At 60.5% G+C, this 21,939-nt stretch carries 26 protein-coding genes; 15 read left to right on the top strand and 11 right to left on the bottom strand.

Annotation, left to right across the window (positions count from 1 at the left end; genetic code table 11):
* Positions 1-540 (top strand): SOS response-associated peptidase (locus AC2FLX_RS10920; protein ID WP_496875426.1); only part of this gene is annotated, 540 nt, incomplete at its 5' end.
* Between the two features lie 6 nt (positions 541-546).
* Here the strand turns inward: AC2FLX_RS10920 and AC2FLX_RS10915 are convergent.
* The 3 genes from AC2FLX_RS10915 to AC2FLX_RS10905 form a co-directional block, all read right to left on the bottom strand.
* Complete coding sequence (locus tag AC2FLX_RS10915; RefSeq protein ID WP_480751809.1) at positions 547-1,083, bottom strand: DUF4329 domain-containing protein; 537 nt, start codon at positions 1,081-1,083, stop codon at positions 547-549.
* Between the two features lie 27 nt (positions 1,084-1,110).
* Positions 1,111-1,668, bottom strand: coding sequence for a L,D-transpeptidase (locus tag AC2FLX_RS10910; RefSeq protein ID WP_480751811.1), 558 nt, complete (start codon positions 1,666-1,668; stop codon positions 1,111-1,113).
* 61 nt (positions 1,669-1,729) lie between these two features.
* A complete protein-coding gene (locus tag AC2FLX_RS10905; RefSeq protein ID WP_496810787.1) occupies positions 1,730-2,047 on the bottom strand; it encodes a hypothetical protein in 318 nt (105 codons plus the stop codon).
* Between the two features lie 239 nt (positions 2,048-2,286).
* On the opposite strand from AC2FLX_RS10905, the gene AC2FLX_RS10900 reads away from it, so the two are divergent.
* Positions 2,287-2,712 (top strand): thioredoxin domain-containing protein, encoded by a 426-nt coding sequence (locus AC2FLX_RS10900; RefSeq protein ID WP_480751814.1) that lies wholly within the window; start codon positions 2,287-2,289, stop codon positions 2,710-2,712.
* A gap of 30 nt (positions 2,713-2,742) precedes the next feature.
* On the opposite strand, the gene AC2FLX_RS10895 is transcribed toward AC2FLX_RS10900, so the two are convergent.
* Both AC2FLX_RS10895 and AC2FLX_RS10890 read right to left on the bottom strand, forming a co-directional pair.
* Entirely contained in the window at positions 2,743-2,949 is a 207-nt protein-coding gene (locus tag AC2FLX_RS10895) for a cold-shock protein (protein ID WP_480751815.1), read from the bottom strand.
* Between the two features lie 181 nt (positions 2,950-3,130).
* Positions 3,131-3,382, bottom strand: coding sequence for a hypothetical protein (locus AC2FLX_RS10890; RefSeq protein WP_496810788.1), 252 nt, complete (start codon positions 3,380-3,382; stop codon positions 3,131-3,133).
* A 116-nt stretch (positions 3,383-3,498) separates the two neighbouring features.
* On the opposite strand from AC2FLX_RS10890, the gene AC2FLX_RS10885 reads away from it, so the two are divergent.
* Positions 3,499-3,669, top strand: coding sequence for a hypothetical protein (locus tag AC2FLX_RS10885; protein WP_496810789.1), 171 nt, complete (start codon positions 3,499-3,501; stop codon positions 3,667-3,669).
* A gap of 9 nt (positions 3,670-3,678) precedes the next feature.
* Positions 3,679-4,278: an REP-associated tyrosine transposase gene (locus AC2FLX_RS10880; RefSeq protein ID WP_496810790.1), complete on the top strand. Its 600-nt coding sequence runs from the start codon at positions 3,679-3,681 to the stop codon at positions 4,276-4,278.
* 177 nt (positions 4,279-4,455) lie between these two features.
* Here AC2FLX_RS10880 and AC2FLX_RS10875 read toward each other — a convergent pair whose 3' ends face one another.
* Together AC2FLX_RS10875 and ettA are read right to left on the bottom strand one after the other, a co-directional pair.
* The gene (locus AC2FLX_RS10875; protein ID WP_496875427.1) at positions 4,456-5,133 is read right to left on the bottom strand and encodes a DUF4145 domain-containing protein; all 678 of its coding nucleotides are present in this window, start codon (positions 5,131-5,133) and stop codon (positions 4,456-4,458) included.
* Positions 5,134-5,269: 136 nt separating this feature from the next.
* A complete protein-coding gene (gene ettA / locus AC2FLX_RS10870) occupies positions 5,270-6,925 on the bottom strand; it encodes an energy-dependent translational throttle protein EttA (RefSeq protein ID WP_480748439.1) in 1,656 nt (551 codons plus the stop codon).
* Positions 6,926-7,081: 156 nt separating this feature from the next.
* Here ettA and AC2FLX_RS10865 point away from each other — a divergent pair, with 156 nt between their 5' ends.
* From AC2FLX_RS10865 to AC2FLX_RS10840, 6 genes are all read left to right on the top strand, one after another.
* The gene (locus tag AC2FLX_RS10865; protein ID WP_496744267.1) at positions 7,082-8,398 is read left to right on the top strand and encodes an alpha/beta hydrolase; all 1,317 of its coding nucleotides are present in this window, start codon (positions 7,082-7,084) and stop codon (positions 8,396-8,398) included.
* Positions 8,398-8,868 carry an MOSC domain-containing protein gene (locus AC2FLX_RS10860; RefSeq protein ID WP_496810792.1) on the top strand — a complete coding sequence of 157 codons (471 nt, stop codon included), beginning with the start codon at positions 8,398-8,400 and terminating at the stop codon, positions 8,866-8,868. The genes AC2FLX_RS10865 and AC2FLX_RS10860 overlap by 1 nt, the downstream gene beginning before the upstream one ends.
* A gap of 35 nt (positions 8,869-8,903) precedes the next feature.
* Complete coding sequence (locus tag AC2FLX_RS10855) at positions 8,904-9,515, top strand: nicotinate-nucleotide adenylyltransferase (RefSeq protein ID WP_496744270.1); 612 nt, start codon at positions 8,904-8,906, stop codon at positions 9,513-9,515.
* Between the two features lie 241 nt (positions 9,516-9,756).
* Positions 9,757-10,404: a TVP38/TMEM64 family protein gene (locus tag AC2FLX_RS10850; protein ID WP_496810793.1), complete on the top strand. Its 648-nt coding sequence runs from the start codon at positions 9,757-9,759 to the stop codon at positions 10,402-10,404.
* Positions 10,401-10,964, top strand: coding sequence for a hypothetical protein (locus tag AC2FLX_RS10845; RefSeq protein WP_496810794.1), 564 nt, complete (start codon positions 10,401-10,403; stop codon positions 10,962-10,964). The genes AC2FLX_RS10850 and AC2FLX_RS10845 overlap by 4 nt, the downstream gene beginning before the upstream one ends.
* 65 nt (positions 10,965-11,029) lie before the next feature.
* Positions 11,030-11,695, top strand: a complete 666-nt coding sequence (locus AC2FLX_RS10840; protein WP_496744275.1) for a DUF6629 family protein — start codon at positions 11,030-11,032, stop codon at positions 11,693-11,695.
* Position 11,696: 1 nt separating this feature from the next.
* On the opposite strand, the gene AC2FLX_RS10835 is transcribed toward AC2FLX_RS10840, so the two are convergent.
* Positions 11,697-12,590 (bottom strand): AraC family transcriptional regulator, encoded by an 894-nt coding sequence (locus AC2FLX_RS10835; RefSeq protein WP_480748445.1) that lies wholly within the window; start codon positions 12,588-12,590, stop codon positions 11,697-11,699.
* A gap of 162 nt (positions 12,591-12,752) precedes the next feature.
* Between AC2FLX_RS10835 and AC2FLX_RS10830 the strand changes: the two genes are divergently transcribed.
* From AC2FLX_RS10830 to AC2FLX_RS10810, 5 genes are all read left to right on the top strand, one after another.
* Positions 12,753-13,568 carry an SDR family oxidoreductase gene (locus AC2FLX_RS10830; protein ID WP_480748446.1) on the top strand — a complete coding sequence of 272 codons (816 nt, stop codon included), beginning with the start codon at positions 12,753-12,755 and terminating at the stop codon, positions 13,566-13,568.
* 24 nt (positions 13,569-13,592) lie between these two features.
* Complete coding sequence (locus AC2FLX_RS10825; protein ID WP_480748447.1) at positions 13,593-14,432, top strand: SDR family NAD(P)-dependent oxidoreductase; 840 nt, start codon at positions 13,593-13,595, stop codon at positions 14,430-14,432.
* A 128-nt stretch (positions 14,433-14,560) separates the two neighbouring features.
* Entirely contained in the window at positions 14,561-16,078 is a 1,518-nt protein-coding gene (gpmI, locus tag AC2FLX_RS10820) for a 2,3-bisphosphoglycerate-independent phosphoglycerate mutase (protein ID WP_496810795.1), read from the top strand.
* Entirely contained in the window at positions 16,075-17,208 is a 1,134-nt protein-coding gene (locus AC2FLX_RS10815) for a murein hydrolase activator EnvC family protein (RefSeq protein WP_480748449.1), read from the top strand. The genes gpmI and AC2FLX_RS10815 overlap by 4 nt, the downstream gene beginning before the upstream one ends.
* A 6-nt stretch (positions 17,209-17,214) precedes the next feature.
* The gene (locus tag AC2FLX_RS10810) at positions 17,215-18,549 is read left to right on the top strand and encodes a S41 family peptidase (protein WP_496807286.1); all 1,335 of its coding nucleotides are present in this window, start codon (positions 17,215-17,217) and stop codon (positions 18,547-18,549) included.
* A 53-nt stretch (positions 18,550-18,602) separates the two neighbouring features.
* Here the strand turns inward: AC2FLX_RS10810 and AC2FLX_RS10805 are convergent, their stop codons facing one another.
* The 3 genes from AC2FLX_RS10805 to AC2FLX_RS10795 all read right to left on the bottom strand — a co-directional run bounded on the left by AC2FLX_RS10805 (position 18,603) and on the right by AC2FLX_RS10795 (position 21,762).
* The gene (locus tag AC2FLX_RS10805; RefSeq protein ID WP_480748451.1) at positions 18,603-20,234 is read right to left on the bottom strand and encodes a hypothetical protein; all 1,632 of its coding nucleotides are present in this window, start codon (positions 20,232-20,234) and stop codon (positions 18,603-18,605) included.
* 394 nt (positions 20,235-20,628) lie between these two features.
* Positions 20,629-20,988: a hypothetical protein gene (locus AC2FLX_RS10800; RefSeq protein WP_480748452.1), complete on the bottom strand. Its 360-nt coding sequence runs from the start codon at positions 20,986-20,988 to the stop codon at positions 20,629-20,631.
* 12 nt (positions 20,989-21,000) lie between these two features.
* Positions 21,001-21,762 (bottom strand): DUF6478 family protein, encoded by a 762-nt coding sequence (locus AC2FLX_RS10795; RefSeq protein ID WP_496811177.1) that lies wholly within the window; start codon positions 21,760-21,762, stop codon positions 21,001-21,003.
* Positions 21,763-21,939: the final 177 nt, after the last annotated feature.

Below are 21,939 nucleotides of genomic sequence, written 5' to 3'. Positions count from 1 at the left end.
AGTGAACCGCCGCGCCGCAACATTCAGCCCGGACAACCGGTCGTCGTGTTCGGCCCCGACGGGCTGACACGAATGCGCTGGGGGGTGATCCCGGTCGGGCGGGTCAATGCGCGCGGGCGTCCGGTGATGGAAACGATCATCAACGCGCGCTCGGAAACCGTGTTCGAAAAATCGGCGTTTTCCGGTGTCGGCCGCGCGGCGGTTCTCGCCGACGGCTGGTATGAATGGACAGGGCCGGCGCGGTGCAAGACCGCGTGGCGGATATCTGATGCCAAAGGCGGGCTGTTGTTTTTCGCCGCGATCACCGACCGGTGGCAGGCCTCGGCCAGCATGGCGGTGGATCAGGTTGCCATCGTCACCTGTGAGCCGAACGATGACGTCCGCCCGATTCACCATCGGATGGGGGTGTTGCTGGAGGTTCGGGATATTCCGCTGTGGCTGAACGGGACAGAGGCGCAGGCCGGGAAACTGACGCGGCCCTGGCCCGAAGGACGGCTGAAGATCGAAGAGGCGGAGGGTGTCGACTGGTCCGCCCCGTGACGGGTGTCAGTGTGTGTATTCCAGTTGCATCAACTCGTCATGGGTATAGCTTTGCCGGATGATGCCATCGTCACCGGCGCGGAAATTGGGGTCTTGTGGCAGACAGGCCAGGCCGCAGATCTGATAGGTGACCATGGCATTGCTGTCGATGAACCAAAGACGACCACCCGGCGTTGCGACATAACCGTTGACGCCTTCGTCGCGATCCGCCTCGAGATCCAGCACGGTCGGGAATTCGGCAGGCGTAAAGGCGTCATAGGCCCCGTGCGTGTGCAACGAGGCGATCGGGGTGAAACCGCTGCGGGGTATTGCGGGCGTGCAACCGCTTTCGTCGCCGCGCGTAATGACGGTGAAGGTCAAATTCCCGAACTGGTTCCAACCAAGATATCCGCAATACTCAAACCCGGCGGCGAAAGATAGATATTGAAGCGGTGTGAGCCGGGATTTGACCATCGCGACCTCAGAGTCAGGCGGCTGATAGGCGGAAGCGGCCAAGACCGCTCCGGGCCAGAGCAGGCAGGCAATTTTCCAGATTCGGATCATGGCCTTCGCGCCTCCGACGCGCGGGGATCAGACAACGGTCACGACCGTTCCGATAGGCACCCTTTCATACAGATCCATGACATGTTCGTTCAGCATCCGGATACAGCCGTTGGAAACGGCGTGGCCGATGGTTTCGGGCTGGTTGGTGCCGTGAATGCGGAAATATGTGTCCTGCCCGTTCTGGAACAGGTACAGCGCCCTTGCGCCCAGCGGGTTGTCGGTGCCGCCCGGCTGCACATAGTCGTTGTCTGCAAATCTGCCATAGGCCACCGGATCGCGCTCGATCATCTCCTGGGTGGGGCGCCAGGTGGGCCATTCCTTCTTGACGTCGATGGTCGCGGTTCCGGTGAACTCCAACCCGGCTTTGCCCACGCCACAACCGTATCGGATCGCCTTTTTGGGCTCGGTCACGAAATAAAGGTAAAAGGAACGCGGAACGATCAGCAACTGGCCGGGCAGGAACTGTTTCTTGATCCTGACGATCTGTGGCGTCGGGTCATATTCGACGGCTTGCTTGGCATTCGCCTGACCTGGAAGAACGCCGGCCGCAGTTGCAGCAGCAAGAAAAGCGCGGCGCGAAATCATTTCAATCCCCTTTTCAACAACAAAACCAATAGGTCCAGTTTCGGCGGGAGGTCCGTGCCGGTCAATCCACCTTGCGTGTGTAACAGAAAAGTGATGCCGAAGCTGCGGTCGTCAGAGCACAGGTGACCACCCAGCCGAAATACCAGATTTGCCCGGCAAGCAGGTCTTCGGCGTAGGATGCGGCGAACTGCGTCTTGCCGCCCTGTGCCGCCAGAAACGCGGCCAGGGCAAACAGCGTGAACCCCACCAACTGGAGATTGCGAGGGATGGACAGAACCCAGGCCAGCCCGACCAGCGCAAGACCGATGGGCAGACCGATCCAGATCACCTTGTCCGCCCACCAGGGATGCGCGCCCAGCTCTTGCGGGAGCGAAATCAAATGGGCAAACCCGGCAAGGGTCAGGCTGGATAGGGCGGGCCAAAGAGGGTGGGCGATTTTCTCATGACAGTACCAATTTGGGCAATAGTTTCCGGGCGCAGAAGCCCCCTGACAGTTTTGTGATATTTGAAATGACTCGATGATTGGCTGGACCTTCATAAGATTTGGTTAAGCGCGGCCGATTGCGCAGGGCCATCCCGGTTCCTATCTGGGAAATGTGGTTATTGAAGGACCCGGAGATGACTGAAACGACGTTGACCTGTTTGAGCTGTGGCCAGCTGAACCGGATACCTGGTGACAAGCTTTTGGCGGGTCCCAAATGCGCGAAATGCGGGTCTGGGTTGGTGAGCGGCGCGGCAGTGGACGTCGATCCGGCGATTCTCGAAAAGGCGGCGAAACACGACGATCTGCCGCTGGTCGTTGATTTCTGGGCGCCGTGGTGCGGGCCGTGCAAGATGATGGGGCCGGAGTTTTCCAGGGCCGCGGGCAAGCTGGCCGGACAGGCGCGTCTGGTCAAGCTGGACACGCAGAAATACCAGTCGACCGGCGGGCGCTATCGCATCCGCGGTATTCCGACCATGGTGGCCTTTGAAAAGGGCAAGGAAAGGAAACGCCAGTCCGGGGCGCTGCGCGAAGGGCAGATCGTCGGCTGGGTAAGGACGTAGGGCGGGAATTAATCCCGCCCAGTCAATGGCTTATGCCAGTTCGATATTGTCCGCGCTTTCGCGGCCGTCACGACCCGAGCGCAGCTCGTAGGTGACTTTCTGGTTGTCGGCCAGGCCGGTCAGGCCCGAACGCTCGACAGCAGAGATGTGCACGAACACGTCCTTGCCGCCTGTTTCGGGTGCGATGAAGCCAAAGCCTTTGGTGGTGTTGAACCATTTTACGGTGCCTGCGGGCATTCCGGTATCTCCTGATTGTTGCTGCCCACGGAATTGCGGCAGCCTGGCAGCGTCGTCTGGATCGATAGACTGAGCGCCGGTGGTCGGAGACAGTAGGTCGAAATAGAAAAACGATAGCGATGGGGATATGGCATTGCCAAAGGCGACTGGCAAGGTTTTGTTCGAAATGTATCGTTTTTTTTCAGGTCGTTTGTCCGGATCGTACAAGCCGATCCGCCGCCGTATCGCGGTTTTCGGCTTCCAGAATCTCGTCCCCGCCATTCTTGTGCGACCGCCGCGCAAGCCCCAGGTGACGGAACCCGAAGATCAGGGTCGAGGCGACAGCAAAGGCCAGATACGTTGCGACAGCCATCGAGATGGACAGATCGAAAACAAACACCTGCACGATGGCGGCGACAAGCCCGGCGACGCTGGCGAAAAAGATAAGGGCCATGACGAAGCACTCCCAGTAGTGTCCTGTCAGGAAAACCCGAGATTTGGGCAGGGATATGGCGGAGTTGCGCAAATATGGTGCGGTGATTCGCGGGGGTGTCTTGAGGTCGGGGCGTCGTGGACGCCGATGGCTCGGCGGTGTCGCAACTGGAACTGGGCAGCCACGTCTTTCAGAGCACGCAGGATCTGGCCAGGATCACCGGGGCCGTGCCGACCCGGTTCCTTGTGACGGAATACGGGTTAAGGCAGCAGGGGGCGGTTCACCGAACTTTAATGGGTCTTGGGTGATCTTTCGGCATGTCCGACTATCGCCGCGTCCGTATTCCCGGAGCGAAGTATTTCTTTACCGTGTCATTGAGTGACCGGTCATCGGACCTGTTGACCCGGGAAATTGCTCATCTGCGTGCAGCCTACTCGGTGACCCGGTGTGAGCGGCCGTTCTGGTGCGATGCCTTTGTCGTGCTGCCCGATAATCTGCACGCGGTGTGGACCTTGCCGCCGGGGGATGCGGATTATTCAACGCGGTGGGGTGCGATCAAGGCGCGGTTTACCATGCGCGTGAACAAGGCAAACCGTAGGTCGGGCTTCAGCCCGGCACCCGAACTCACGCATCTACCCGTTGTGACATCCGGCAGATATGCCGGGCTGAAGCCCGGCCTACGGGCCAACAAACGCGAAGCGCCTTTTTGGCAGTGCCGGTTTTGGGAACATACCATTCGCGACGAACAGGATTACCGCAATCACATGGCGTATTGTTGGGGGAATCCGGTCAAGCACGGGTTGGTAGAGCACCCGAGCGATTGGCCGTATTCGTCAATCCATCGTGATATCCGCGCAGGCCGGGTTGATCCGGAGTGGAGCGGCGGTGTGACGGACGGCGCATTCGGAGAGCCGTGATACAAAGAACACCCCCCGTAGGCCGGGCTTCAGCCCGGCATCCACCATTCCCCTCAGAGCGATTGAAGGGTTTTGAGGCCATTCATCGGCGGATGTTGGTAAAGGTGTGGGTGTTTCGAGGGGTGCCGGGCTGAAGCCCGGCCTACGGGCAAGGGGTGATGGGTGCGTGCATCCATCCTACGCTTGCTTGGGCGACTCTTCCGAAGTTTTCTTTTGAGTTTCTTTGTCCGCAGCAATTTCGCTGAGTTTTGCGAAACGAATTCTTCTCTTCTCTCTCGCGACGTACCATTCATCAAAAAGACTTTCTATCAACTCAATGAGTATTTGAGCTTCGTGTGGGTCAACATCAATTATCGTGTTGATGTCTTTTTCCATGTGCGCGCCGATATTTCCAATTTTCCTTACATGATCAATAGCTTCGACACTTTCCGCCGATACGCCTTTTGGAGCTTTTTCTTCGTCTAATCGTTTTTTGAGTTCCTTAATCTCATCAACTAGGCGACCTTTCCTAATCTCACAAAAGTCACGTATCATTCCTTGCAAACAACGTCTCGCGAGAGTGGCAGAGGCTTTCGGGCTCAAGTCGCGAATGACGCATGCTTCGATATAGTCTTGGCGTAACGCTAACGGAATGTAGTCAGGTTGCGGCTTTGCGGAGCTGTCAGGTACCAAACGCTTTTGAAGTATAGGCTCAGTCTTCTCTAGAAAGTAGCGTCCGCTTGGCGAGTTCGTAGTGTAGTCGGTATGTTTGTCGCTAGGAACTAAACTGACGTCGACCGTTACCTTGAGACAATGTGGATTGGAGCAGCAAATAGCTTGCCCAGCCAGTCCAAAAAAAGCCCCAGGCTGTCTCACCCACCAGAAAGTGAAAACGACCCGAAGATATACGCTCACGGGTTACGGTTTGGGTTAGGTTGCAGTATGGGCAAGTCCAATTGAATGACATCCAAGCTCCTAATTTCTTAATGCAGATTGTCTCACCAGCACTATATCACCGCGCAAATTTCTTATGCTTCAACCGCTTGGGCTCCAGCGCATCCGGTCCCAGACGGCGCTTTTTGTCCTCTTCGTAATCCTCGAAGTTGCCCTCGAACCACTCAACATGGGCGTCGCCCTCGAACGCCAGAATATGCGTGCAAATCCGGTCGAGGAAGAAGCGATCGTGTGAGATGACGACGGCGCAGCCGGCGAAATCGACCAGCGCGTCTTCCAGTGCGCGCAGGGTTTCGACGTCGAGGTCGTTGGTCGGTTCGTCCAGCAGCAGGACGTTGCCGCCCTCTTTCAGCAGGCGGGCCATGTGGACGCGGTTGCGCTCACCCCCTGACAGCAGCGAGACCTTTTTTTGCTGGTCGCCGCCCTTGAAGTTGAAGGACGAGCAATAGGCGCGGGAATTGACCTGCGCGTCGCCCAGCTGGATGATCTCGGCCCCGCCGGTGATCGCCTCCCACACGGTGTCGTTGTCTTTCAGGTCGTCGCGGGACTGGTCGACATAGGACAGCTGCACCGTGTCGCCGTATTCGATGGTGCCGGCGTCGGGCTGTTCCTGCCCGGTGAGCATTTTGAACAGCGTCGACTTACCCGCGCCGTTGGGGCCGATGACGCCGACGATGCCGCCGGGGGGCAGGGCAAAGTCAAGCTTTTCGATCAGCTGCTTGTCGCCCATGTGCTTGGCAAGCCCGTTGACCTCGATCACCTTGCCGCCAAGGCGGGGGCCGTTGGGGATGACGATCTGGGCACGGGTCAGCTTTTCGCGTTCGGACTGTTCGGCCAGCTCGTTATAGGCGTTGATCCGGGCCTTGGATTTGGCCTGACGGGCCTTTTGCCCCTGACGCATCCATTCCAGTTCGCGCTGCAGGGTCTTCTGCTTGGACTTGTCCTCGCGCGCTTCCTGTTCCAGCCGTTTGGCCTTTTGTTCCAGCCATGCCGAATAGTTGCCCTCGTAAGGAATGCCGCGGCCGCGGTCGAGTTCCAGGATCCAGCCGGTGATGTCATCCAGGAAATACCGGTCGTGGGTGACGATCAGGATGGTGCCCTTGTAGTCGATCAGGTGCTGTTGCAGCCAGGCGATGGTTTCGGCGTCCAGGTGGTTGGTCGGTTCGTCCAGCAGCAGCATGTCGGGCGCTTCCAGCAGCAGCTTGCACAGCGCCACGCGGCGTTTTTCACCGCCCGAAAGGTTGGCGATGTTGGCATCGTCCGGCGGGCAGCGCAGCGCCTCCATCGACACGTCGATCTGGCTGTCGAGATCCCACAGATTCTGGCTGTCGATTTCGTCCTGCAGCTTGGCCATCTCGTCGGCGGTTTCATCCGAGTAGTTCATGGCCAGTTCGTTGTAGCGGTCGAGGATCGCCTTCTTTTCAGCTACGCCCAGCATGACGTTTTCGCGCACGGTCAGCGATTCATCCAGCTGCGGCTCCTGCGGAAGATAGCCAACCTTGGCGCCTTCGGCGGCCCATGCCTCACCGGTGAAGTCGGTGTCGAGGCCGGCCATGATCTTCATCAGCGTCGATTTGCCCGCGCCGTTGACGCCGACGACGCCGATTTTCACGCCGGGCAGAAAGCTGAGGTGGATGTTTTCGAAGCACTTCTTGCCACCGGGGTAGGTCTTGGAGACACCCTGCATGTGGTAGACATATTGATAGGCGGCCATGTCGTGTCCTCTGGAAAGGGGAATTCGGGTTGGGCGGTGTGATAGCGGAAGGCGTGAGGAGGGGCAATCGTCTAGAAATGGAGAAGACATGCCGCAGGTTTGATTTGATTTTTTCGGCCTTCTGCAGTGCTTTCGGGGCAAAGGAGGCATCGGATCATGCGGAATCGTTCAACTGCCGGATTGCTTGGGCTGTTTGGCCTTGCCTGTCTGGTCCTCGCGGGCTGCACCTCGCGCACGGATCGGTTGGCGAAGGTTCCCAATGTCTATGCCGAGGGGCGCAATTATCAGGCCGACAGGGTTCCGCCCGTCTATCGCAGCGTGACGCCGCAGGTTCTGTATGCCACCGACCGGTCGCAGGATCTGAAAGAGAATGGCGAGGTAGTGTATCTGTCAGAGCGTTCGGATTCGATGTCATACGGCACGGCGACGGTCGCCTTCAGCGGCGTCGACAGCTGGAACGCGCTGCTGGCGCAGACCCAGGCGGGCAGCACGCAGCGCCCGGCCCGGCTGAATGTGGCGTCATTTGCCGACCACATCCGCTTTTCCAAGACGCCGCTGGTATCGGAACGACGCGACGGGCGGTTGCAGACCGAGGCGGGCGCCAGGCGGACCTATGAGCTTTATGCCGATCAGTTCCGCACCGCCATCGCCGAACAGACACGGCAAAGCGGGACGGGCAACATCCTGATCTACGTGCACGGGTTCAACAACGAATTCGACGACGCGCTGACGACGCTGACCAATATCTGGCACTATTCCGGGCGGCAGTCGATCCCGCTGGCATTTTCCTGGCCTGCCGGAAACCCGGGCCTGTTCAAGTATTTCAAAGACCGCGAATCGAGCGAGTTTTCAGTCTATCATTTCAAGGAATTGCTGGATCTGCTGGCCTCGGTGCCCGAGGTCGACCAGATCGATATCGTGGCGCATTCGCGGGGCACGGACGTGGTGACGTCGGCGTTGCGCGAACTGGTCATCCGCGAGCGGGGACGGGGCAACAAGCCCAAGCTGACCATGAAGACCGGAACCCTGATTTTGGCCGCGCCCGATCTGGATGTGGGCACGGTGCGCCAGCGGCTGATCAGCGAGCGGTTTTCCGAGGCCTTCGAGCAGGTCAACGTCTATATCAACCCCAGGGACAAGGCGCTGGCCTATGCTTCGGTGCTGACGCAGGAGGCACGGTTCGGTCGACTGGATGCGTCGGATTTCGCGCCGGGCGAGCTTGCGGCGCTGCAAAAGGTGGGGCTGATCCACTTCATCCGGGTCGAAGGTGCGGGCGGCAATGGGCATTCCTATTTCCGCGACAATCCGGGTGTGATGTCGGATATCGCGCTGGCGCTGCGGACCCGGGCCTTTCCCGGCGGCACGCTGCGGCCGCTGGAGCAGGATCAGGACACGATCTGGCGGTTGCACAGCAGCTATCCGCTGGACCGCCTGCCGGACCTGAGCTTTATTCCGGTGGGAGGAGAGCGGTAATGGCTGAATTGGCCGAACTGATCGCGGGTTGGGCACAGCCCGGACAGGTGCGCTGGATCGGCGTGCGGCCCGAGCGGCGCGCCCCGATGCGCGCCCTGGAGGCGGTTCAGGTCGGCCCGGAAGGGTTGCAGGGTGACCGCGCGCGGGCGGGCAAGCGGGCGGTGACGCTGATCCAGGCCGAGCATCTGGCGCCGATTGGGGCGTATCTTGGAAAAGGGTCAGTGGCGCCGGATATCCTGCGGCGCAACCTTGTCGTTTCCGGAATAAACCTGTCCGCCCTCAAGGGGCGTGACGTGCGGGTGGGTGAGGCGGTTCTGCGCCTCGGCGTGATCTGCGCGCCGTGCAGCCGGATGGAAGAGGCGCTGGGCAAGGGAGGCTATTCGGCGGTGCGCGGGCATGGCGGCTGGTGTGCCGAAGTGCTGCGGCCGGGGCTGATCCGGCTGGGCGACGACGTCAGTCCAGTCGATTGACAAGCGTCGCCAGTTCTGAACAACAGCGAAGAATGATGAGGCACTCCATACCCTTTGCGCGCCCCGGACAGGTGGTCGGCCTGCTGGGCGGTTCGTTCGACCCGCCGCACCAGGGCCATGTCCACATCACCCGCGAGGCGATGAAGGCGTTCGGGCTGGACCGCGTGTGGTGGCTGGTGTCGCCGGGAAACCTGCTCAAGGAACGTGGTCCCGCGCCGCTAGACCAGCGCATGGCGGCGGCGCGTGCGCTGATGCGCCATCCGCGCGTCGAAATCACCGATATCGAGGCCAGAATCGGCACGCGGGCAACAGCGGACACGTTGGCGGCGCTCAGGGTGCTTTATCCGGGGGTGCGGTTTGTCTGGCTGATGGGGGCCGACAATCTGGCGCAACTGCATAAATGGCGCAACTGGCGGTCGATCATGGAAACCGTGCCCGTGGGTGTCGTCGCGCGCCCGGGGGATCGCATTGCAGCGCGGATGTCGCCGGCGGCACGCGCGTTCGGGCGATATCGGATCGACGGGCAGGCCCGCCATCTGCTGGGGCGCTCCGACGCGCCCGCGTGGTGTTTTGCCGATGTGCCGATGCTGCATGTCAGCTCGACGCAACTCCGCCAGCGCGGGGCATGGGTGCGGGCAATCGAATAGTGCGCCTTTGGCGGGCTCTATTGGATTTTCGTTGAGGGACGCTGTCCCTCAAGCTCCCTGGGGTATTTGCAGCCAGAAAGAAGCATATGCGCGGCCTTGCGTCCTTGCCGGTTTGCGCCACAAGGCGCCTGCCGCCCAAAAACCGCGTTCATACCTTTGCGAGGACGAAGGGAAATCAATAGGATATTCCCGGTGCGGTCCCTTATACTGGGTCTCGAACTGGCCGAGGACCCGACCAACCATGACCACAACCGCCCGCCTGATCCTCTGTGCCGGGGTGCTGGCCGTTCTTGTGGCCGGAACATGGGCGGCCTATGCCTATGGCGAGTATTTCGCCACGCCCGGACAGATGGCGGCCTATCTGCACGGCTATGGGATGTGGGCGCCCGCGATGGTGATCGGGCTGATGATCCTGCACAGTTTCGTGCCGTTCCCGGCTGAAATCCTGGCCATCTGCGCCGGGGCGATATTCGGTACGCTGACCGGAGCGGCGCTGATCTGGTGCGGTGCCATGCCGGGGGCGCTGGTGGCCTTTGGCCTTGCCCGCTGGCTGGGCCGCGATGTCGTGCGGGGCTGGCTCAGCCAGTCGCAGGCGCGGCGGCTGGATGACTGGACCCTTACGCAGGGCGCCTTCACGCTGCTGGTCCTGAGATTCCTGCCGGTGGTCGCGTTCAACCTGATCAACTATGCCGCCGGTCTGACCCGCGTGCCGCTCTGGACATTCGTCTGGACAACCGCCGTTGGCATCATACCGATCACGCTGTTGTCGACCTGGCTGGGCGCGCATATGCGACAACTCGACTGGACGACGCTGCTGGTGTTCTCGGGGGTGGGGATCGTTGCCGTGGTCGGCCTGCACCGGCTGATCAGGGCGCGGGGGTGGGGATGAGCGCAACGCCCCCCGATGCCGAAGACCTCAAAACCATGGTGTCGCTGTCGCGGCAAAGGCCGGTCAGCTATGGCTTTTGCCTGGGCAGCTCGGTGGAAACCAGCGTTCTGGTCATGCATCGCGACCGCGCGCCGGATGTCATGGGGCGGGTGGCACGGCAACTGGGCGAGACCCCGAAAGTGGCATTCGGCACGGCGTCGACGCGGGGTCGGGTGATGACGCTCAGCTGCGACAACCGCCCGCCGCCCCGGCTGGCCCGCCGGATCAAGCGGTTCCTGCACGACCAGGGGCTGAAGCTCAAGGTCGTGCTGCAGGACCGGCCTGCAGCGCCCCAGACAAGCGCCGCTTCCGAACCTCCGGCCGATACGCGCTGGACCCGGCTCAGGGCGCGTGCCGGGCAGTTGGTCGCGGCCAGATCGCAAAAGGACCCGCAGGCAGCGGCGCGGCTTGATGCGGCGCTGGATATCGTTGACGGCAAATGGCGGTCGGGCGACCGCAAGGGCGCGGCCAAGGCCCTGCGCCATGTCGTCAGGGCCATAGCCGCGCGTGCGGAAAAGTAACGGCCCGGCAAAAACACATGCCACCGGGTGGCGCATCGGCGCGAACATAGTAAGTTTCCCGCACCATGTGTTTTTCCGCCCAGGCCAGCTTTGTCGCTGGCGCCGCCCTGATATCGTGCAGCTATTTCACCACCGCCGCCGCGCGCCGGGCCGGGCGGCGTTACCTCGCGCTGGCCACCTTGCCGCTGTTCTTCGGCATCCAGCAGCTGGCCGAAGGGTTCCTGTGGCTTTCGCTTGACGGCGCCACGGCCTTGCCCCTGCGGCCCGAGATGGTCTTTCTGTTCTTCGCCTACTGGTTCTGGCCGTTCTGGGTGCCGCTTTCCTCGGCGCTGATCGAACCGGGCCCGGCGCGGAGAAAGCTGTTCTCGTGGATCGCCGTGGCCGGGTTCATTCTGGGGATGTTGCTGTTCCTGCCGGTTCTTTATCATCCGGAACGGCTTGAAATCGTGCTGGTGCATCATTCCATCCGCTACGAAAACCCTCACATGTTTCCCACCGAGATGCTCAAGGTTGCGGTTCGGGTCGTCTATGCGATCATCATCGTCGTGCCCCTGATCGGCTCCGGCCACCGGCAGCTTCGCATCTTCGGCTGGCTGATCGCGGCCTCTGTCGCGATCGGTTTTCTGTTCGCCTCCTACGCCTTCACCTCGATCTGGTGTTTCATGGCGGCGATCCTGTCGGCCTATGTCTTTTGGATGATGCGCCGGATGCCACCGCAGCGCGGCATCTGAGCTATCCCGCCAACAGGGCCGATGCAGATTTTTCGACGCTCGGCGGCAGACCGAATTTGCGGGAATACTCCCGGCTGAACTGGGTGGGGCTTTCATACCCTACCTCGAACGCCGTTGATGCAACCGAATGGCCCCCCGACATCAACAGCCGTCGCGCCTCCAGCAGGCGCAGCTCTTTCTGGTACTGCAACGGTGTTGTCGAGGTCACCGCCTTGAAATGTTCATGAAAGGCCGAGGCGCTCATCCCCGATTCAGCGGCCAGATCGGCAACCGGGATCGGCTGGCGGAAATCACTGCGGATCAGCGCGATGGCTCTGGAAATCCGGCTGGCCGGGCTTTCGTGCCTTAGCAGCTGGCGCAACATGCCGCCGTGACGCGCGCGCAGCAGCCGGAAATGGATCTCCTTCAGCACCAAAGGGCCAAGCGCGCGGGCCTCCACCGGGTCGCACGACAGCCGGAACAGCCGCGCCACCGCGTCGATCAGGGCCGCATCGCTGGCCGCCGCATCCAGAGAATGCAGATGGCCCTCGGGTTCAGCCATTTCCCCGATCTCGTCATACAGGCTGCGCGCCAGCGCCAGATCCAGCCGCAGGGCAAGCGCGGTATAGGGGGCATTGGGGCTGGCCTGAATGACCGCCGCGTCCACCGGCACCGCGTGGCTGACGATCAGTGTGTCGCCCGCACCATAGCGCACGACCCGCCCGCCCATATGCGCCTCTTTCGCACCCTGCAGTACCAGACACATGATGGGATCATAAAACGCCGCCGAGCAGGCGGTCTTTTCCAGGTTGCCAATGGCGTACAGCCCCTTGACGCCCGTCTCGCACCCGGATCCCAACGCATCCCGCGCCTTGACATAGCTGAAAACCTCGCTGACCAGATCTTTGGGTATCATCGGAACAGCCCTCCTGCCTTTGAAACATAGACCGGATGGCGTGGGCAATGAACACTAAATCCCAAAGCTTCGGAGGATCAGGCAGATCATTCGGAGGATCGGGCAAGGCCGATCCCGATCCGGTTGATAGGTATGGATCACATCCAACAGAAAGAGGTCCCAATGCCACAGACCATACTCATCACCGGCGCATCTTCGGGCATCGGCAAGGCCACGGCCCGGCTTTTCCTGTCACAGGGTTGGAACGTGATCGCCACCATGCGCAATCCCGGCGACGGTGGCGAATTCGAAGCGGCTGAGAATGCTCTGGTTGCGGCGCTGGACGTCACCAAACCCGACACGATCGCATCTGCCGTTGAACAGGGGATTGCGAAATTCGGCAGGATCGACGCGCTGTTGAACAACGCGGGTTACGGCGCCTATGGCCCGCTCGAGGCGTTTTCGATGGCGCAGGTCCAGCGGCAGTTCGACACCAACGTGATCGGTCTGATTGCCGTGACCAAGGAAATGCTGCCCCACTTCCGCACCGAAAAATCCGGCACCATCGTCAACATCTCTTCCATCGGTGGGCAGATGACCTTTCCGCTTGGCACTTTGTATCACGGCACCAAATTCGCGGTAGAGGGCCTGTCCGAGGCGCTTCATTACGAGCTTGAAGCATTTGGCGTTAAGGTAAAGATCGTTGAACCCGGTATGATCAAAACCGATTTCGGGGGGCGGTCTTTCGAATTCGTGATGGATGAAACCATGCCTGAATATTTGCCGACCGTCTCTGGCATGCAGGCCGCGATGGGATTTTATGCGGCGTCGCCTTCCGAACCCGAGGTTGTGGCCGGGGTGATCTGGAACGCGGTGACCGACGGCAGCGACCGCCTGCGCTATCGCGCCGGTGCCGATGCCGAGGCGCTGCTGGATGCGCGCAAGGCGCAGGATGACGAAACCTTTATCGGCACCATGAAACAGAACATGCGGGGATAGACCCAGACAATCGGAGGACGTGACATGTATACTCAAGCGATCGAACGGGGCGGTCTGGCCGTCGTGACCGGCGGTGCCAGTGGTGTCGGTCTGGCGGCGGCGGAACGCTTTGCCCAGGCAGGGCTGGGGGTGGTTCTGGCCGATCTGCCCGGCGAGGCGCTGGACGCCGCCACCGCCCGGATCACCAAGCTGGCCCGCGACGGCGTCACCGTGATGGCCGTACCCACCGATGTCAGCGATGCAACATCCGTCGCGGCGCTGGCCGATGCCGCCTTTGCCGCGGGCGAGGTTGCTGTGCTGATGAACAACGCCGGCATTGCCCGCCCCAGCACCAGCTGGACCAACCCCGAAGCGTGGCGGCAGATGCTTGAGGTCAACCTGTTCGGTGTGATCAACGGCGTGCAGTCTTTCCTGCCCCGCATGGTCGCCGCCGAGCGACCCGCCGTGGTGATCAACACCGGCTCCAAACAGGGGATCACCACGCCACCCGGCAGCCCGGCCTACAATGTCTCCAAGGCGGGGGTGAAGGTTCTGACCGAGATGCTGGCCCATGACCTGCGACAGGCCGAGGCTCCGATTTCGGCGCATCTCTTTGTGCCCGGTTTCACCTATACCGGCATGATCGCCCGCCACATGCCGGAAAAACCGGCCGCGGCCTGGACCTCGGAACAGACCGTGGATCACCTGATCGCCCGCATGTCGGCGGGGGATTTCTATATCCTCTGCCCCGACAATGACGTCACCCCGGAACGCGACAGGAAACGGGTCGCCTGGGCCTTGGGGGATATCCTGGAAAACCGGCCCGCGCTGTCGCGCTGGCATCCAGAATTTGCCGAGGCTTTTGCCAGACACGAACAATCCTGAGGCGCGTGGATTGTACATTTCGGACAATGGCCCCTGAAATCACGGTACAAACTGCTACAAAAAAGCAGGTTCACCCTTGGGCGGGCACACGATAGAAGACCGCCAAGAGCAGTTTCCGGAGACCCGCCATGCCCGTGCCCAAGCCTGTTGTCCTGTGCATTCTCGACGGCTGGGGTCTGTCTGACGACGCGCGTTCGAACGCTCCGGTTCTGGCGCATACCCCCACCTTCGACGCCATCATGTTGCAAGGCCCGCACGCGCGGCTGATCACCCACGGCCCGGATGTGGGATTGCCCACCGGACAGATGGGCAATTCCGAGGTCGGCCACACCAATATCGGCGCCGGGCGGGTGGTGGCGATGGATCTCGGCCAGATTGATCTGGCTATCGAGGACGGGTCGTTTTTCGAGACCGAAACGTTGCGTGATTTCATTGCGAAAACAAAGACTTCTGGCGGCGTTGCGCATTTGATGGGACTGGTCTCGGACGGCGGGGTGCATGGCCATGTGAACCACATTGTCGCTGCCGCGCAGGCGATCACGCGGGCTGGTGTTCCAGTGGCGCTTCACGCGATCACCGACGGACGCGACGTGGCCCCGAAATCCGCCTTCGGCTATATCGCCGAGCTGGAAGAGCGCCTGCCCGAGGGGGCTGGCATCGTTACCGTCTGTGGCCGCTATTTCGCCATGGACCGCGACAACCGCTGGGAGCGCGTGGCCGAGGCGTACGAGGCCATCGTCAACGGCAAGGGCCGCCCGGTCAGCACCGCCCATTCCGCAATCGATCACGCCTATAACCAATCGGAAACAGACGAATTCATCGCCCCCACGGTCCTGTCCGGATACCATGGAATCAAGGACGGAGACGCCGTTTTCTGCCTTAATTTCAGGGCCGACAGGGCGCGCGAAATCCTGCGCGCCATTGGCGAGCCGGGCTTTGCCGAGTTTGAAACCGGCCCGCGCCCCAAGTTGGCGGCGCTGCTGGGCATGGTCGAATACTCCGACCGTCACAACGCCTATATGACCACGGTTTTCCCAAAACGCGATATCGTCAACACGCTGGGGGAATGGGTGGCCAAGCAGGGCTTGCGTCAGTTTCGTCTTGCCGAAACCGAGAAATACCCGCATGTGACGTTCTTCCTCAACGGCGGCAAGGAGGAGCCTGAGGCGGGCGAAGATCGCCATATGCCCCAATCGCCCAAGGTCGCGACATATGACCTGCAACCAGAGATGAGTGCGCCCGAGGTGACAGAGAAGTTCGTCGAGGCGATCGAAGCGGGGTATGACCTGATCGTCACCAACTATGCCAACCCGGACATGGTCGGGCACACCGGCGATCTGCAAGCCGCGATCAAGGCCTGCGAGGCGGTGGACCAGGGTCTGGCCAGGGTTGTGGCCGCACTGGAAAAGGCAGGCGGCGCGATGATCGTGACCGCCGATCACGGCAATTGCGAAACCATGACCGATCCGGTTACCGGCGGGCCGCACACGGCGCATACTCTGAACCCGGTCCCGGTCGCCCTGGTGGGTGGACCAGCCGGGGCAACCCTGCGCGAAGGGCGTTTGTCTGACCTGGCGCCGACGATACTTGACCTGATGGGGTTGCCCAAACCGCCCGAAATGACGGGCGAGAGCCTGCTGAAATGAAATTCCATGCGGCTCTTTTGGCTGCTTTGATATGGTCCGGTGCGGCCAATGCCCAAAGCGATGCCGCCAGCGCGGCGCGCACGGCGGCTGCGATGCTGGAGCAGGCCACAATCTCTCTTGATGAGGCCGAAAGCGCGCGCGACCGCGTGCGGGCACTGACAACGACCATTCAGGCGTTTGAGGCAGGTTTGGCGGCGATGCGCGACGGTCTGCGCAAGGCAGCGACCCGCGAGGCGCAATTGGCTGCTGAATTGCGGTCGCGAGAAGACGAAATATCGGATCTTCTGGGTGTGCTGCAAACCATTGAAACCACACCGCCGCCGGTTCTGATGCTGCATCCGGTTGGGCCTTTGGGTGCGGCCCGGTCGGGCATGATGATGGCCGAGGTGGCACCTGCCCTGAATGCGCGAGCAGAAGACTTGCGACAGGATCTGACCGAGGTGCAGACCCTGCGCCAGCTACAGCAGAATGCAGCGGATACTCTTGCGGATGGATTGGCCGGTGTCCAAAAGGCGCGCGCCGAACTCAGCAAGGCGGTGGCGGACCGAACCGATCTGCCGCGCCGGTTTACCGAAGACCCTGTCAGGGCTGCGATCCTGATTTCCTCGACAGAAACGCTGGAAGGGTTTGCCAGCGGCCTGTCCGAAATCGCAGCGGGCGAGATCGCGGCGACCGACGCCGATATTTCAACGCAAAAGGGCGAATTGGAATTGCCGGTGCAGGGTGTCGTGTTGCGACGTGCCGGAGAGGCGGACGCCGCCGGAATCACCCGCAACGGTATGATCGTTGCAACACGGCCACGTGCGTTGGTGGTTTCTCCGACTGCGGCGACGATCCGGTATCGCGGTCCATTGCTGGACTTGGGAAACGTGGTCATTCTTGAGCCACAGCCGGATTTACTGTTCGTTTTCTCCGGGTTGCAGGAGGTCTTTGGCGCCCCCGGTCAGGTGGTTCCGGCGGGCAGCCCGGTCGGATTGATGGCGGGAACTACACCGGAAATCGGCGCTATTTTGTCAACAAGCGGTGATGGCACTGGAACTGACCGCCCAGAAACGCTCTATATAGAGGTGAGAGAAGGCAACAGCCCGGTGAACCCCGAGGCGTGGTTCCGAACGGACAAGGATGGATAGACGAGTATGAAAAAATTCGTGATGGCCGGTCTGGCCGGAACTATAGCGGGCGTGATCGCGACAACGCAGATCGCGGGTCCTCTGCTGGCGCAGGAAGCAAAGAACAACGCAACAGTTTACGAGCAACTTGATCTGTTCGGCGACATTTTTGAACGCATCCGCGCCCAGTACGTGGAAGAGGTCGAGGCGAATGAACTGATCGAAGCGGCCATTGACGGCATGCTGACATCGCTGGATCCGCATTCCAGCTATCTGTCGCCCGATGACGCGGAACAGATGCGGGTGCAGACGCGCGGCGAATTCGGCGGTCTGGGTATCGAAGTCACCCAGGAAGAGGGCTTTGTCAAAGTTGTCTCGCCGATCGACGGAACCCCGGCGGACGAGGCCGGGGTCGAGGCGGGCGATTTCATCACCCATGTCGACGGTGAAAGCGTTCTGGGCCTGACCCTGGACAAGGCAGTTGACCTGATGCGCGGGCCGGTCGGGTCCGAAATCGTGATCACCATCGTTCGCGAAGGCGAGGCCGAGCCGTTCGATGTCACGATCATCCGTGACACGATCAAGCTGACCGCCGTGCGCGCCCGCACCGAAGGCACCAGCGTGGTGCTGCGGGTGACGACCTTCAACGATCAGACTTATCCGAATCTCAAGGAAGGGCTGGACAAGCAGATCGAGGAAGCGGGCGGCATCGACAAGATCAACGGCGTCGTGCTGGATCTGCGCAACAACCCCGGCGGGTTGCTGACGCAGGCGATCAAGGTGTCGGACGCGTTCCTGGAAGAAGGCGAGATCGTATCGACCCGTGGCCGTAACCCAGAAGATGGCGAGCGGTTCAACGCGACCGCCGGCGATCTGGCGCTGGGCAAGCCGGTCGTGGTGCTGATCAATGGCGGTTCGGCCTCGGCCTCGGAAATCGTGGCCGGTGCCTTGCAGGACCACCGTCGGGCGATTGTCGTGGGCACCAAGAGCTTTGGCAAGGGTTCGGTCCAGACGGTGATGCCGTTGCGTGGCGATGGCGCGATGCGCCTGACCACGGCGCGGTATTACACACCGTCGGGCCGCTCGATTCAGGCGCTGGGCGTCAGCCCGGATATTGTTGTCGAACAGCCACGCCGCCAGCCTGCGGAAGAGGCAGAGGAAGACAAGAAACCGCGCACCCGCTCCGAGGCTGACCTGCGCGGACGTCTGAACAATGACAGCCTTTCCGAGGACGAAGTCCGCCAGATCGAGGAAGATCGTGCAAAGGCGGAGGCAACCGCCGAACTGCGCGAGCAGGATTATCAATTGGCTTATGCAATAGACATTCTGAAAGGGCTGTCCGCCTTTGGTGCCGAGAACTGATAAAAAGGCATTTCTTGACAAGGGCCGCCATCGAGCGGCCCTTTTTGCTGCAATCAATGCGCCCCGCTGCCAACGGTCGACACCCGCTCGCTCCAACGGTTGATGATGCTGCGCAATAGCGCCAGAACCACTTCGATCGAAAACCCCGCAAGGAATGCCAGCGCCAAAAGCCCGATCGATTTGAACGGCACATAGATCATGTTGGCCACCTCGGGGGTGAAGAAATTGACCACGGCAACACCGGCAAGCGATCCCATCATCAAGCGCACGACCGAGCGGAAGAACTTGGGATCGGGATTGGTGCGGCTGAGCATGAACCCCAGCGTGTAAACCATGGCCCCCAACGCGCCGTATAGCGACGGCAGCCACCATTTGGACACCACGCGGTATTCCCGTTGCAATTGATACGTGTTGTCGATCTTGAACGATTTGCCCGAGCCCAGCCAATGGAACGGTGAAAGGGGTTCCTGCTTGCGGGCGCAGCGGATGAACTGGATCAGCTTGGTGCGCAACGTGATATCGAACAGGATCTCGGGATTTTGCAGCGAACTTGCAACGCGTCTTGACTCGGCGCCCTGCGTTGCCAGCATACCCGAAATATTGGCCAGTATCTTTTTCACCTCGTCCTCGCACTGATCCGGTCGGAGAGGTGCGGTGAAATCGATGCCGGACCCGGCATAGAACGAGGCAGGTTCGGCCTGCACCGCCTTTGCGGATCGGGAAACGGACGCGCCGCGTTGACCAAGGTCGACCGTGTTCGAGACGCTTCTGAAAGTCTCTCTCATGACTGCGAAGTAGTCCAGAATGGCCTGTGGTGCGATTTCTCCGTTGGCGGAGACCTGTACGGGTGCCGACGTGCCGCCTTGAAAATATGGCGTCGCGGTATTGGTTTGAGGGCAAAAGATCTTGAGCCACTGCGCGCGATACGCTCTTTGCGGACGCGGCGACGCGTTGCTTGGACCGGGTGAAACCGCGCCCTGTTCAAAACAGGTATAGTCAGCGACCCGGCCCAGTGTCTTTTGCAGAGGGTAGGTTTCCTGTTCCGCCCTTTGAACATCCAGCCGCAGCTTTTCGACCTTTTCCTCGAAGGCGAGGATCTTGTCGAAATAAGACGACCCCTCGCTCCAGCTTGAATTCCATTGGCTGTCATGGCTGCCATTGTTCTCCAAACGTCCGATCAGCCAGGCCAGATAGGTGCGTTCCAGTTCCACCAAATCCTGTTTTTCAATGGCCTGAATCTCGCTGATCAGCAATTCGGTGCGTTGCGCCCAGACCGTGTAAAACCCGGTAAGAACAAAAAGCACCAATGCGCCCACCGCGATAGTCAGATTGGTGAACCATTTCTTTGTTCCATGCAGGATGCGCGAGGGCAAAGGGATATCCCGGGCGCTTTGGCGGCTTTGAAACGGGTTCCATTCCCGCAGGTCCAGCAGGGTGACGGGATAGATGCTGCGGATCACGTTGTTGAATTCCGACCGCAGCGTCCGGTAGGCTTCGGAGTCGATTTCCAGCCCACCTTCTTTTTCGGCCCTGTGCGCGGCTTCGAGCGCCAGCAGGAACTTGTCGTCATTCAGGTATCCGCAGCAGGTGGCGTAATTTTCAACCCGCCTTGCATCCCTGAGAAATTCGCGGACGGCAGTACGTTCCGAGGATTCATATGGTCTTTGGGTATCCTGGTTCGCCATGACATTTCACCCCAGATAACCCGGATACCAGGCGCCGTTATACCAACACTCGCAATAAGCTCCTGGCGGGCCGGGATAATCAGCCCAGCACCAGAAATAGGCCGTGAAACAAATCTCACCGGGATTGTGTGGCGGCACCTGCGCAAACGCATGTCTCGGTTGCAGGGAAACCGAGAGCAGAATTCCGAAGAGCCAGACAATAAATATCTTCTTTAAGCTGATCATAATTAAGCCTGAGCTGAAAAAACTCAGACATTATATCATAAAATTTGATTTTCTGGGGAATATTTGGATGCACGTATAATCTGCTCCGAATTGCGAATTTACACGTGTTCCAGCATTTTGGCTCGATTGTCCTCGAGCCCCTGCGGTTTCAAACTTGCCGAAAGACGGATTACGCCTCTGTGCAATGGCGGCGAAATGCGCGTTTGAGCGTATCGAGTTCCGCCCTTAGCAACTCGATCTCGGCGCGCAGGTCATCTGCTGCCGGTTCTCCGGCAATCAGGGTGATATCGCCCAGTTTGGCGCCGGTCTCGGTGTCAAAGATGAGGATGCAATTCACGCCTTCGGTCACGGCCGCCGCCGGGACCGGTATTCGAACCGCCCATCCGGACCCGTCCTGTGTCACGGACACCCCATCGACGGGCTGGTCAAGATGCCGGACATCCAGACGCGGCGGTTCGGTAGCGCCGGTCACAAGGCCATCCCAGATCCCGTTTTCCAGGCGTAGTTTCGTCAGGGTCAACTGGCTCATGTCAGTCCTCGACTACAGATCGGCGCGGTGATGGCGGCACAGTGTCAGGTCGCGCAGAACGATCTGGTTCCATTCCGGATTCTGAATGATCAGGTCCAGCCAGATCTTTTCAACCCGTTTTTCGTTCATATCGGAATAGGCCAGATCGAATTCGGCGCTTGCTGCGCGCGTCTCGGTGGTCAGCTCTTGAGACACCTGCCCGGTATTCGGCCCATGTTGAACGTTGAGCCGAGCAATTATCCCGACCGGACGTTCTGCTTCGACAATCATATCCATGCGGATCATGTGAGCGCGCGTCAGCCCTTGCATGGCTTCGGGCGGCAGATCGATGGCCAATGCCAGAAACGACCCCTGAAACTCAAACACTTCCAGACAGACACCAAACGGCGCGAAATCCTCTTCATTCGTGTTGCGCAACTGGCGAAGGGTGATTTCGGAAAGCGGGCAGTCGTGGAACAGGGCGACATCGTCACCGATCTGTTCGCGTTTTGCCACCGAGGATAGTCCCGGTTTGCGTATCGGGCCGCGCCACAGATTGGGTCGCCAGGCCCATTCTGTGCCGTGCGGTCGGGGAAAGTGATTGCTGCCCAGGCGCGGACGCGCCAGGCGTCCGTCCGCGACCTGGATAAGCTCGTCAAGGTTGCGGCGCAGGGCTCGGGCGCGGTTGCGCTGGCTGCGCAATTCAGTCAGATCGGCGCTCTTGGACCCGTTGGCAGCGGCCTGCCAGCGTTTCATCGCCTGTTTGTGCAAAATTCGGTCCAGCAACCTGTCCATCGCCTGTCCGTTGAGTGGATGATTGGCTCCTCTTTAGCGAAAGAACATTGGCAAGATAAAGACAATGCGCGGAAAATTTACCGGTAAATGAAATTCTGTACTCTGATCCGGGCATGGCGGGTGCTATTTCGTCAATTTGAAACCTTGCGTGAACCGTTCCGGGAAGCGTGCGTGTTC

This window comes from Ruegeria sp. YKSF57 (assembly GCF_059612585.1).
Note: the sequence above shows the minus strand (reverse complement) of the source record. Positions and strands in the feature narration are given on the sequence as shown.

What these genes read in the sequence shown, in the direction of transcription:
- AC2FLX_RS10915 (WP_480751809.1), bottom strand. Translation starts at nt 1,083, where the DNA reads ATGATCCGAATCTGGAAAATTGCCTGCCTGCTCTGGCCCGGAGCGGTC.
- AC2FLX_RS10910 (WP_480751811.1), bottom strand. Translation starts at nt 1,668, where the DNA reads ATGATTTCGCGCCGCGCTTTTCTTGCTGCTGCAACTGCGGCCGGCGTT.
- AC2FLX_RS10900 (WP_480751814.1), top strand. Translation starts at nt 2,287, where the DNA reads ATGACTGAAACGACGTTGACCTGTTTGAGCTGTGGCCAGCTGAACCGG.
- AC2FLX_RS10895 (WP_480751815.1), bottom strand. Translation starts at nt 2,949, where the DNA reads ATGCCCGCAGGCACCGTAAAATGGTTCAACACCACCAAAGGCTTTGGC.
- AC2FLX_RS10890 (WP_496810788.1), bottom strand. Translation starts at nt 3,382, where the DNA reads ATGGCCCTTATCTTTTTCGCCAGCGTCGCCGGGCTTGTCGCCGCCATC.
- AC2FLX_RS10880 (WP_496810790.1), top strand. Translation starts at nt 3,679, where the DNA reads ATGTCCGACTATCGCCGCGTCCGTATTCCCGGAGCGAAGTATTTCTTT.
- ettA (WP_480748439.1), bottom strand. Translation starts at nt 6,925, where the DNA reads ATGGCCGCCTATCAATATGTCTACCACATGCAGGGTGTCTCCAAGACC.
- AC2FLX_RS10865 (WP_496744267.1), top strand. Translation starts at nt 7,082, where the DNA reads ATGCGGAATCGTTCAACTGCCGGATTGCTTGGGCTGTTTGGCCTTGCC.
- AC2FLX_RS10860 (WP_496810792.1), top strand. Translation starts at nt 8,398, where the DNA reads ATGGCTGAATTGGCCGAACTGATCGCGGGTTGGGCACAGCCCGGACAG.
- AC2FLX_RS10855 (WP_496744270.1), top strand. Translation starts at nt 8,904, where the DNA reads ATGAGGCACTCCATACCCTTTGCGCGCCCCGGACAGGTGGTCGGCCTG.
- AC2FLX_RS10850 (WP_496810793.1), top strand. Translation starts at nt 9,757, where the DNA reads ATGACCACAACCGCCCGCCTGATCCTCTGTGCCGGGGTGCTGGCCGTT.
- AC2FLX_RS10845 (WP_496810794.1), top strand. Translation starts at nt 10,401, where the DNA reads ATGAGCGCAACGCCCCCCGATGCCGAAGACCTCAAAACCATGGTGTCG.
- AC2FLX_RS10840 (WP_496744275.1), top strand. Translation starts at nt 11,030, where the DNA reads ATGTGTTTTTCCGCCCAGGCCAGCTTTGTCGCTGGCGCCGCCCTGATA.
- AC2FLX_RS10835 (WP_480748445.1), bottom strand. Translation starts at nt 12,590, where the DNA reads ATGATACCCAAAGATCTGGTCAGCGAGGTTTTCAGCTATGTCAAGGCG.
- AC2FLX_RS10830 (WP_480748446.1), top strand. Translation starts at nt 12,753, where the DNA reads ATGCCACAGACCATACTCATCACCGGCGCATCTTCGGGCATCGGCAAG.
- AC2FLX_RS10825 (WP_480748447.1), top strand. Translation starts at nt 13,593, where the DNA reads ATGTATACTCAAGCGATCGAACGGGGCGGTCTGGCCGTCGTGACCGGC.
- gpmI (WP_496810795.1), top strand. Translation starts at nt 14,561, where the DNA reads ATGCCCGTGCCCAAGCCTGTTGTCCTGTGCATTCTCGACGGCTGGGGT.
- AC2FLX_RS10815 (WP_480748449.1), top strand. Translation starts at nt 16,075, where the DNA reads ATGAAATTCCATGCGGCTCTTTTGGCTGCTTTGATATGGTCCGGTGCG.
- AC2FLX_RS10810 (WP_496807286.1), top strand. Translation starts at nt 17,215, where the DNA reads ATGAAAAAATTCGTGATGGCCGGTCTGGCCGGAACTATAGCGGGCGTG.
- AC2FLX_RS10805 (WP_480748451.1), bottom strand. Translation starts at nt 20,234, where the DNA reads ATGGCGAACCAGGATACCCAAAGACCATATGAATCCTCGGAACGTACT.
- AC2FLX_RS10800 (WP_480748452.1), bottom strand. Translation starts at nt 20,988, where the DNA reads ATGAGCCAGTTGACCCTGACGAAACTACGCCTGGAAAACGGGATCTGG.
- AC2FLX_RS10795 (WP_496811177.1), bottom strand. Translation starts at nt 21,762, where the DNA reads ATGGACAGGTTGCTGGACCGAATTTTGCACAAACAGGCGATGAAACGC.